The organism is Sphaerochaeta sp. S2, from assembly GCF_016406725.1.
In the GTDB taxonomy this organism is placed as follows: domain Bacteria; phylum Spirochaetota; class Spirochaetia; order Sphaerochaetales; family Sphaerochaetaceae; genus Sphaerochaeta.
On sequence record NZ_JAEKNT010000231.1, the window covers coordinates 1 to 9,498 of the forward strand.

At 48.6% G+C, this 9,498-nt stretch carries 9 protein-coding genes; 7 read left to right on the forward strand and 2 right to left on the reverse strand.

The annotated features are described in order from the left end of the window. The 4 genes from pyrF to JF818_RS06330 all read left to right on the forward strand — a co-directional run. Positions 1 to 819 (forward strand): orotidine-5'-phosphate decarboxylase (pyrF, locus tag JF818_RS06315; protein WP_198891185.1); only part of this gene is annotated, 819 nt, incomplete at its 5' end. Further along, positions 816 to 2,546 carry an alpha-hydroxy-acid oxidizing protein gene (locus JF818_RS06320; RefSeq protein ID WP_198891186.1) on the forward strand — a complete coding sequence of 577 codons (1,731 nt, stop codon included), beginning with the start codon at positions 816 to 818 and terminating at the stop codon, positions 2,544 to 2,546. The genes pyrF and JF818_RS06320, both read left to right, overlap by 4 nt. Beyond that, the gene (locus JF818_RS06325) at positions 2,539 to 3,585 is read left to right on the forward strand and encodes a dihydroorotase (protein WP_198891187.1); all 1,047 of its coding nucleotides are present in this window, start codon (positions 2,539 to 2,541) and stop codon (positions 3,583 to 3,585) included. Before JF818_RS06320 ends, JF818_RS06325 begins: the two co-directional genes overlap by 8 nt. A gap of 40 nt (positions 3,586 to 3,625) precedes the next feature. After that, a complete protein-coding gene (locus JF818_RS06330) occupies positions 3,626 to 5,113 on the forward strand; it encodes a hypothetical protein (protein WP_198891188.1) in 1,488 nt (495 codons plus the stop codon). On the opposite strand, the gene JF818_RS06335 is transcribed toward JF818_RS06330, so the two are convergent. Next, complete coding sequence (locus JF818_RS06335) at positions 5,110 to 5,661, reverse strand: HDIG domain-containing metalloprotein (RefSeq protein ID WP_198891189.1); 552 nt, start codon at positions 5,659 to 5,661, stop codon at positions 5,110 to 5,112. The two genes, JF818_RS06330 and JF818_RS06335, sit on opposite strands and share 4 nt — an antisense overlap. A 296-nt stretch (positions 5,662 to 5,957) precedes the next feature. Between JF818_RS06335 and JF818_RS06340 the strand changes: the two genes are divergently transcribed. After that, positions 5,958 to 6,983: a magnesium transporter CorA family protein gene (locus JF818_RS06340; RefSeq protein WP_198891190.1), complete on the forward strand. Its 1,026-nt coding sequence runs from the start codon at positions 5,958 to 5,960 to the stop codon at positions 6,981 to 6,983. A gap of 54 nt (positions 6,984 to 7,037) precedes the next feature. Continuing rightward, the gene (locus JF818_RS06345) at positions 7,038 to 7,676 is read left to right on the forward strand and encodes a YkgJ family cysteine cluster protein (RefSeq protein WP_198891191.1); all 639 of its coding nucleotides are present in this window, start codon (positions 7,038 to 7,040) and stop codon (positions 7,674 to 7,676) included. On the opposite strand, the gene JF818_RS06350 is transcribed toward JF818_RS06345, so the two are convergent. After that, entirely contained in the window at positions 7,673 to 8,899 is a 1,227-nt protein-coding gene (locus JF818_RS06350) for a class I SAM-dependent rRNA methyltransferase (protein WP_198891192.1), read from the reverse strand. The two genes, JF818_RS06345 and JF818_RS06350, sit on opposite strands and share 4 nt — an antisense overlap. Before the next feature lie 103 nt (positions 8,900 to 9,002). On the opposite strand from JF818_RS06350, the gene JF818_RS06355 reads away from it, so the two are divergent. After that, positions 9,003 to 9,498 (forward strand): HAD family hydrolase (locus JF818_RS06355; RefSeq protein ID WP_198891193.1); only part of this gene is annotated, 496 nt, incomplete at its 3' end.

Genomic DNA, 9,498 nt, shown 5'->3' on the forward strand with positions numbered 1-9,498 from the left:
GGATTGGATCCCATTGTTGAATCCCTTCCTGTGTCCAGTGGGAATATTCGTAGTGACCTCAATAGTTTCTTTCAACAGTTGTTTCGGAGAATGAGCCTCGCTGGTTTGGTTCCATCAGCATTCAAACCAAATCTTGGCTACTACCAGTGCCTCGACCATCCACGTGATGAAGATTTCTCGGGTAGTTCTGCCCTTGCCGATGTACTGGATATGCTGGAGAGTTTCTTCCCGGGAATTCCTGTCATTCTTGACAGCAAGCGCGGTGATATTGCCAGAAGCAGCATGAACTACGCCAAGGAAGCCTTTGAAGTGTGGCAGAGTGATGCAGTAACCGTTGCGCCCTATATGGGAAGTGACTCGGTAGAGCCTTTCATCAGTTTTTCTGGAAAAGGGGCTTATCTGCTTAATCGTACCAGCAATCCTGGGGGTAGAGACCTGCAAAATCTGCTGGTAATAAACGAGGAGGAGCGTGAACATCCGCTTTACTTGGAAGTAGCCAGCCAGATTGCCGCGTATAACCAGAAGACAGGAAGTGTAGGAGCGGTGGTAGGGGCGACCAATCTCCAGGAGTTGGAGGACATTGCTGCCTTTTATCATGACCAATCAGTTCCCCTGCTTATACCAGGTGTAGGAAGCCAAGGAGGATCTGCAAGTGAGGTTATGGCAATTTTGAAGAAGGCTGGGTACCCAGTAGAGCTTGCCAGAATAAACAGCAGCAGTGCATTGACCCATCCATGGAAGAATAACCCGGCACCGGAGGACTGGCTTGATCTATGCATGAAGAACCTTCGCTCCCTGCTTGAGGAGACCTCTTTATGAAGGATGTGATGGAACTCCTGTCAAAAAGACATCTCAATCCGGATGCTCCTGTCCTGTTGGGAACTGTAAGTGGTGTTGCTTCCACTAAACCTAGACTGATCACCTACTTTGACGAGAAGGTACAAGCCATAAGCATCATTACCACCAAGAGTTTCCAGGTGGAAGTCAATCCAGGGAATCGTGAGCCGGTGATCTGTGAGACCTCAGTCGGTAATTTTGGAAATTCTGTAGGGTTGCGCAATCCTGGGATGGAACAGGCCCTGTATGAACTGAGGAGACTCAGGAAAGAGCACTCCTTTTCCAGCTATCTCAATGTATCGCTCTCTGCAAACAGTGTTGAAGATTTCATTACCTTGGTAAAAGCCTTTGATGAGGTGGCAGACCTGGTGGAGTTGAACTTCTCCTGTCCTCATGCATCAGTCGGCTATGGGGCGTCAATTGGATGTGATCAGAATATTGCCGCTGAATATGTGCGATTGATCAAGGAAGCAACCAAGGAGTGCAAAGCACCCTTGTTTGTGAAACTTACTCCAAATGTCGATGACATCGGCCTGATAGCCAAGGCCGTAGTGGATAGTGGTGCCGATGGCTTGGTTGCAATCAATACCGTTGGCCCCATCGTCCACAAGGATCCAGGTTCAGGACTTCCCATCTTGCAGAACAAGCTTGGAGGCAAGGGCGGCAGTAGCGGTCATCATGTCTATGAGCGAGCACTTTCAGCCATTCGGGAGATTCGCCAGGCTTGTGGGGATGATGTGCCGCTTATCGGTATGGGTGGAGTGAGCAGTGGCTCGGAAGCCGCAGCACTGATAGCTTCCGGTGCTGATGCTGTTGGGATCGGTTCAGCCCTTGGCACTGTTGACCAGAAAGCATGGCCCGAATACCTCGCTGCTGTGAAACAAGAGGCAGAGGCCATCCTGAGCGGAGATAATCCTACGAAAGAGCAATCTACCTCCTATATCATCAAAGACCGACAGATGGCATATGAGAAACATCATGTTGTGAAGAGTGAGCAGTATGGTAAGGATACCCGTATCATCACACTGGATGGCACGCTTGACTGCAAGGCAGGACAATTTGCATTCCTTTGGATTCCTACCATTGGGGAGAAACCCTTCTCTGTTGCTCATAACGATCCATTGACCTTCATTGTCAAGAATCGGGGACCTTTCTCAGCCGAGCTTTGTGCCTTGCAGGTCGGAGATGATATCTATGTACGGGGACTTTACGGTGCACAACTGAACAATGAGAAGACCAAAAAAGCACTCTTGTTGGGTGGTGGTACCGGGGTGGCGGTACTTCCCAGTCTTGCCGACCAGTTGCAAAGCCAGGGAACTGAAATGAGTATTCTTGTAGGAACCAGTGAGAGTGTGGAAGGAAAAGCCTTGCTTGAGGAGCATCTCTCATCCTATGGATCATTCACTTGTATTGCTGATGATGGCAGACCAGGAAGAGTACTGGACCTTCTGGACAGCATTCCTTTGGAAGAAGAGCAGGCCTGTTATCTGGTAGGTCCTGAGGTTTTCATGGCTATCGCCTGTCGCAAGCTGTTGGCTCGGGGAGTCAAGGAGCATAATCTATACTTATCGATGGAGAGAACCACCCTTTGTGGTATAGGGATGTGTGGAGAGTGTGCCTGTGGTGACCGATTGACTTGCCGTTGGGGCACCTTCATGCAGTACGACTATCTGGCGAAAGAGGCGCCTGAATTAATTGCCTATGATTGACCCACATGTACATCTCCGTGACTGGAGTCAGAACGAGAAAGAAACGCTCTCCCATGGATTGGGGGTTGCGCTCACTTGCGGGATTGATGAGGTATTTGATATGCCTAATACGCAACCAGCCCTCACTGAGCGTGAAAGTATTCTCAGGCGTCTCCAGGATGCTGAACAGTGTGGTCTTGGTGTTCGCTATCACCTGTATGCGGGGGTAACGTCTTCTGCCGAACAGATTCGGCGAGTGGTCTCCATTGCACAGGAGCTCTTTCCCCAGGTAGTGGGGCTTAAGTTGTTTGCAGGTCATTCAACCGGAAATATGGGGCTCATACAGGAGAGGGAACAGGCTCTTGTATATCGAACCTTGAAAGAGTGTGGATACGAGGGAGTTGTTGCCCTGCATTGTGAAAAAGAGTCCCTACTGCACCCAGAGTTGTATGATCCTGCTGATTTCTCCACCCATAGCCTTGCACGGCCTGTAGAAGCGGAGGTTGAAAGTGTTTCTGACCAGCTTCGTCTCTCTCAGGAGGAAGGCTTCAGGGGACACCTGCATATCTGTCATCTGAGTAGTATCGAGGCCCTTCATGAAATCGAGAAAGCAAGGGCGAAGGGCGTTCGTGTCAGCTGTGCGGTCACCCCTCATCATGCACTTCTCTGTAGCGAGGATGCAAAAGAGCGAACGCTGTACGCAAAGATGAACCCTCCCCTCCGCAGTGAAACGGAGCGAAGCGCTCTCTTTGCTGCACTGTTGGAGGGAAGGGTAGACTGGATAGAGAGTGACCATGCTCCACATACGCTTGAAGATAAAGAGGCAGGAGCAAGTGGGATTCCTGGGTTCAGTGGGATTTTGCTCTTGGTAAAGCGGTTGCTCGAGCAAGGAGCAACTAGGCCCTTGTTGGAACAGCTGTTGGGCAGACGGGTTCAGGAGGTGTTCAAGCTCCCTATCCGTGACGTTTTTATCCCTGCCTACGATGACCTGGAATCGCTCTCCTTCAAGAGCTCAGCTGAGTATCCTTGGGATAGTTATCGTAACTTACGATTGCGTTAGGATAAACCCTCCTGTATACTAGTGCAACCGGGAGGGAACCTTGATCGATTTACGGAGACATTCAAGCAGACATTTGGAGACGAAGCTCATTTTGCCGATTCCAGAGACACGGAAGTATGAGCGGGAAATTCACTATTATCTGTTTTCTCCTCCCCAGCTGTATGTTAATCGTTCTACATACAGTGAAGAACGCATTCTTCACAAATTCCAGAGCCATGGTAGGTACTCCTCTCCTGAAATAACACTTGAGGAGTTGCTTGATGACGAGAATTTGCTCAGTCCTCTTTCCATTCTCAAGCAGTACACCAAGGATCTCCTGATCGACCTGAATGCAGTACCCGAACGGAAAGTTATCCATGAACTGCAGACAGTAGTTAACTCAGTGCGTCATGAGACAAAAGCGTGCCTGAAGGATTGCAGGGATATGGTAAAGCTTGGAATGCAGAGTGATCTGAATACGACACTGACAAACTGGTATAAGAATGCCTCAACGCTTTTAAAGGTACTCAGAGATATGATTTCTGCAATCCAGGAGAAAGTAGCCGAGGAGAGTCGTTTGCTGCTTGCCTTTCTCTGGACGGATGAGGCCGCGAGCCTGATCTGTGAAAAACATGCCCTTGACCTCTATATGGCTTCTACCCCGATGAGGGATGAGATGCATAAGCAGATACTTGCAAAATTGATGAAGTTCTCCCGGGATGAGATGGAGTACCGCAGCAAGATGGAGTATCCAAGTGGCAGTACCAATGCAGAGACAGTGCAGTATAGAAAGGCAGTGTTGAAGAAGTGGACCCAATCCAGTCTCTATCTCGTCCCCAATATTTCCAGGTGGCCGAAGCGGGTTTCTGAGATCCTCGCAGGAATTGCGGCCGGCGTTGCCATGGCCTTTGCAACCCTGACAACCATATTTGCAGAAGAAACATTCATCAGAAATTCCTTCCAGTGGGCACTGATTGTCATCATCGGTTATGTATTCAAGGATCGTATCAAGGAATGGCTGAGACTCTTCTTCAATGCGGTGCTTCCCAAGATGATGGCTGATGAAATATCCTCGTTTCTTTCTCCAAAGACCAATAAGAAGATATGTTCGAGCAGGATCAGGCTCAAGTTTACCACTCCTGATGAGATTCCCTCAACAGTGAAGGAGATTCGTAAAGATAAGAACAATCCCTTCATGGATATGCTTCCCAAGGAAGACATCATCCATTATGTACGAGACCTGTCCATGCACCCCCTGTCCAAACAGGGGATGGCGAGGGATAGGTTTCCCAGGGAGAATAACTTCACCTTGGTTACCAGGATACGCCTCGATGATTTTCTCAAAGAGATGGATGATCCCAATGACGTGGTATTCAGGATGGACCCGGATGCAGATGAACTGGATCAGCTCAACAGTGAACGTGTCTATCACCTGCACCTGGTCATACGTGAATATTCAAAGAAAGAGGACTTGGATATCTATAGCCACTACACGGTTGTACTGAACAAGAGCGGTATTGTCCGGCTTGAACAGATGCCGCTCGCCTAAAGTCCTATCTTGCTGGAGGCACCAGCCATCGCTTCTATGGTGAGTGAAATGATGTGATTCATCTCCAGGCCGAGCTTTTCGGCACCTTGGGAGATAATATCCCGGTTCACTCCTGCGGCAAAGGCCTTGCTGGACCATTTTTTCTTGACCGATTTTACCGTCATCCCTTCCATCTTTGAAGGTCTCATCAATGCAGTTGCATATACCAAACCGGTCAACTCATCAATGGTGTAAAGAACCTTCTCCATGAAATGCTCAGGCTCTATGGTGCTGCAGATACCGTATCCGTGGCTGCAGACTGCCCTGATGAATGCATCGTCTAATTCGATTTCCTTCAATAACTCGGGTGCTTTCTGGCAATGCTCCTCAGGGAACATCCCATAGTCAATATCGTGAAGGAGTCCTACCAACGACCAATATTCCTCGTCGTATCCGTACTCCTTGGCAAACCTTCGCATGGTCTCCTCAACACAGTAGGCATGATACACCAGCGCTTCGTTAGGATTGTATTTTCTCAGCAATGCGTCTGCTTCTTCTCTTGTAACCATCATTTTCCTCCTTGTTGCGAGTATAGAATGTTTATACTGTTTCGAAAAGAGAGAAAAAATGCAGGTAACCCCTTTATTAGGCTAAACTGATTGTGGTAGTATTGCTTTGGTGCTTGCCAGACTGGTAGGCCATCTTGTTATGAGGAGGATCCCATGTCTACAGTAGACGACGGTGGCAGTATAAACCCCCTGCCTAGAAACACCCGAACGGCATCCTCCTATCCCCAATACCGGAATTAACAAGATTCTTCCTGCAAGGGGCTGGGTATGGATGCAAACACAGCCATGGAGGAAGTATGATCACCATCAGAAAGAATCTTATGAGCCAGATTCCCGGAGAACCCATCCAGGAGGCTCCCTACACTTGGGTCGATGCAAGGGATATCAACAGAGATGATATCACCCAGCTCGAAGAGAAATATGCCATTTCCAGTGAATTGCTCGCAGATATCATGGACCAGGACGAACAGGCCCGCATTGAACGTGAAGACGACTATGTTGCGTTAATCATGCGTCTGCCCGCCCTGGCCGATGATTGCAAGGGAATAAACCAGTACGCAGTGCCACTTGGTATCGTGCTGGTTCGTGATACTGTCATCACCATCTGCCAGAGTGATAGTATCGTGCTTGAGGATTTTGCCAAGAACCGCTATCGACAATATCCGGTGCAGACAGCTGAAGGGTTTGTGATCAGCATCCTTGGCCGTGCGGTCATGGTCTATATCCGGCTCCTCAAGTACATCAACCGCCAGAAGTCCCAGGTTGAGGAACAACTGCACAAGAGTATCATGAACTATGAACTGATCCAATTGCTGCAGATCCAGAAATCCTTGGTCTATTTCTCCACCAGCCTGACAACCAATGAAGCGTTGATGGAACGAATGCAACGTACCCCGTACTTCCGTCTTGAGAGTGAGGAAGAACGTGATTTTCTTGAGGATATCATTACAGACAACAAGCAGGCCATCGAGATGGCAAATATTTACTCCTCAATTCTGACTGGCACAATGGACGCATTTGCTTCGGTCATCAGCAACAATATGAATGTCATCATGAAACGATTGACCATCATCTCGATCAGTTTGATGATCCCGACGTTTGTCACTGGATTCTATGGAATGAATATTGCCTTGCCCTACATGCATAGTCCTTTTGCCTGGATTGGTATCCTGGCCTTCTGTGGTACCAGTGCATTGATCGGTGGTTGGGCGCTCTCTGACAGGAGGAATGCGAGGCTGGTCCAGCGCTCAGTTCAGGGATCCCGTCAGGCCGAGAAAGAGCATCGCAAGAAAAAACGAAAAAAACGGGGTCTCCCTGATTGATTCAAATCCATCTGTAATGGTAATATCCGCTCCGTTCTAGGGAGAACATCACAGATGGACAGTATTGAAGATCTCATGATTGCGTTCGAAGGAACGTATGTAGGCCAGTCTATGGCTGGCTTGGTCGAGTTGTATTCGACTATCGAAAACCAGACGAGTGTTTTCTGCACACAGTATAACATTGCTTGTGGAAGCGGATGTGGGACATGCTGTGAGCATTTTATGCCCGATATAACGGTAAGTGAAGCTCGATTGGTTGCTGCATATCTTCTCTTTGTCAAAAAAGATGAAACCCTTATCGAGGCAGTGAGTAGTGCAAGGGGCAATACCAGCGGGCCTTGCCCTCTCTATAACCCTGACTCCCCGTATCACTGTACAGTCTATCAAGCAAGACCACTTATCTGTCGGTTGTTTGGAGCCTGTGCCAACCAGGGAAAGGATGGTAGGGCAGTGTTCAGGCGATGTAAGTATAATTTGGAACAAACCATGCCTTTTTCCTTGACCCTGGATGAGGATGTACCGGTGATGCAGGACTATAGTTATGCACTGCGTTCCCTGGATAATGGCAATGGCAAGGTGGGGTACCTCAGTGATATGGTCTCAACCCTAGTTGAGCAGCTGCGATTTCTCGCAAACATGCTCACTCTGGACGATACCAATCCGGACGATACCCCAACCCCCCTTGCAAGTTAGCGGATAACCCTCAGCAGGTACCCGTTGAGGTATTCGGACTCTGGGAAGGAAATCCTGATCGGGTGATCATGTCCCTGACCGAGTTTCTGAAGAATCTGGATCTCTACCATTGCATCCTTTGCACTCCAGGCCAAGATCATGCGTAGTTGCTCTGCGCTGATGGCCGAGCTGCACGAGAAGGTTGCTATGATGCCACCATCCTTGATCTTCTGCATTGCCAGGCGATTCAGGTCCTTGTAGGCTTTCTGGGCTCCTTCTGCCTGTGCTTTGGTCTGGGCAAGCTTGGGAGGATCAAGAATCATGAGATCGTAGTGGTCCTTCTCTATATGCCTCATCTGTTCAAAGATATCACACTGGGTGATTTCCACTTTCTCCCGGCTTCCCTCTGGAATGGTCTTGAGGTCCTGATTGATGTGGATATGGACCAAGGCTTGTCTCAGGGCCTGTTCACTGGAGTCCAGAAGATCGACATGCTTTGCTCCAGCTCTCAGGGCATGGAGGGTGAACGCACCGGTGTAGGAGCATCCATCGAGAACTACAGCATCCTTTGCGTACGGCTCGATAACCCGTCTACTCTCCCGTTGGTCACAATAGAAACCGCTTTTTTGCCCCTTTCCTGGTGCAACTTCATAGTAGAGGTTGTCTTCACGAAAACGGACAGGGTCCAGTTTCTTGGATGGAGTGAAATACTGGCCATCCTGGTAGTAAAGCAGGGTCTCCTTGAGGTGTTCTGCAGCAGCGAAAGCACTGTCTGTATTCAGAATAATCAAGGAAGGCTTGAGCAGTGATTCCAATGTCTCTACGATGAGATCTTGGAAGTGATGAGCTACACGGCTGCTGATGATAATTCTCAGCATGGTGCCGTATACATCCACCACCAAGCCTGGCAGATAATCGGCCTCGGAGAAGATGATACGGAAGGTAGTGGTTGCCCCTGCCTTGTCCTCGAAAAACATCTTTCTGCGTAGAACACTCTGGGCAATGGTTTGTTTCCACCAACGTTCATCTATAGTTTGGTTCTCGTTCCAAGAGAGAAGACGGAGGGGAATATGACTTTCCTTGTCATACCATCCCCATGCAATGAATTGTCCTTCATCTGTTTCTGCTCTGGAGACTCCCGTTTCTAGAAGGGATATGTCATTTGCGATAGCGCCGCTGAAGACCCATGGATGGTGACGTAAGAGTTGTTTCTCCTTGCCACCTTTAATTGTAATGGTTTGCATGGGTACACAATAGCGGAGAGTACTTCTTTTGTCAAAACGTAGGGTCTTCCTTTTGTCGAAACGTTTGTTGACTTGCCACCGCTCTATGTTCGATAATGGCGATATGTTGAAACCGTTGCAAAAGGCAATCCTCTTTGATATGGACGGTACCCTCATTGATACCATTGAGGATATCCGTAGTGCTTTCAATGCTGCTCTTTCCTTGGAGGGGTTGCCTCCATTCTCGGTGGCATTGACAAAACAGGTAGTTGGACGAGGGCTCTACAATGCACTCAAGGGTGCTTTATCCTACTATAAACACCCTGTTGAGGAAGCTCGGTTTGCATTTCTATATCAGTCAATGATGGATCATTATCAGGCACACTATGCTGATAAGAGCCATCCCTATGAAGGCATTCTCCCCCTTCTTGATAAACTGGATCGCTCTGGGATTGCTCTAGGTATTCTTTCGAACAAAGAGGATGTCCTTACCCAAAAGATTGTACAAAAACTGCTTCCCCAGTACTCGTTTGCATCTGTGAGAGGATTGGTAGAGGGTTCTCCCAGGAAGCCCGATCGGTATGCCATTGACCTTTTTTGCAGCATGCAGGGTGTAAACG

Bases quoted from the DNA above. Each gene is read 5' to 3' on its own strand.
- JF818_RS06320 (WP_198891186.1), top strand. From the start codon at position 816: ATGAAGGATGTGATGGAACTCCTGTCAAAAAGACATCTCAATCCGGAT.
- JF818_RS06325 (WP_198891187.1), top strand. From the start codon at position 2,539: ATGATTGACCCACATGTACATCTCCGTGACTGGAGTCAGAACGAGAAA.
- JF818_RS06335 (WP_198891189.1), bottom strand. From the start codon at position 5,661: ATGGTTACAAGAGAAGAAGCAGACGCATTGCTGAGAAAATACAATCCT.
- JF818_RS06340 (WP_198891190.1), top strand. From the start codon at position 5,958: ATGATCACCATCAGAAAGAATCTTATGAGCCAGATTCCCGGAGAACCC.
- JF818_RS06345 (WP_198891191.1), top strand. From the start codon at position 7,038: ATGGACAGTATTGAAGATCTCATGATTGCGTTCGAAGGAACGTATGTA.
- JF818_RS06350 (WP_198891192.1), bottom strand. From the start codon at position 8,899: ATGCAAACCATTACAATTAAAGGTGGCAAGGAGAAACAACTCTTACGT.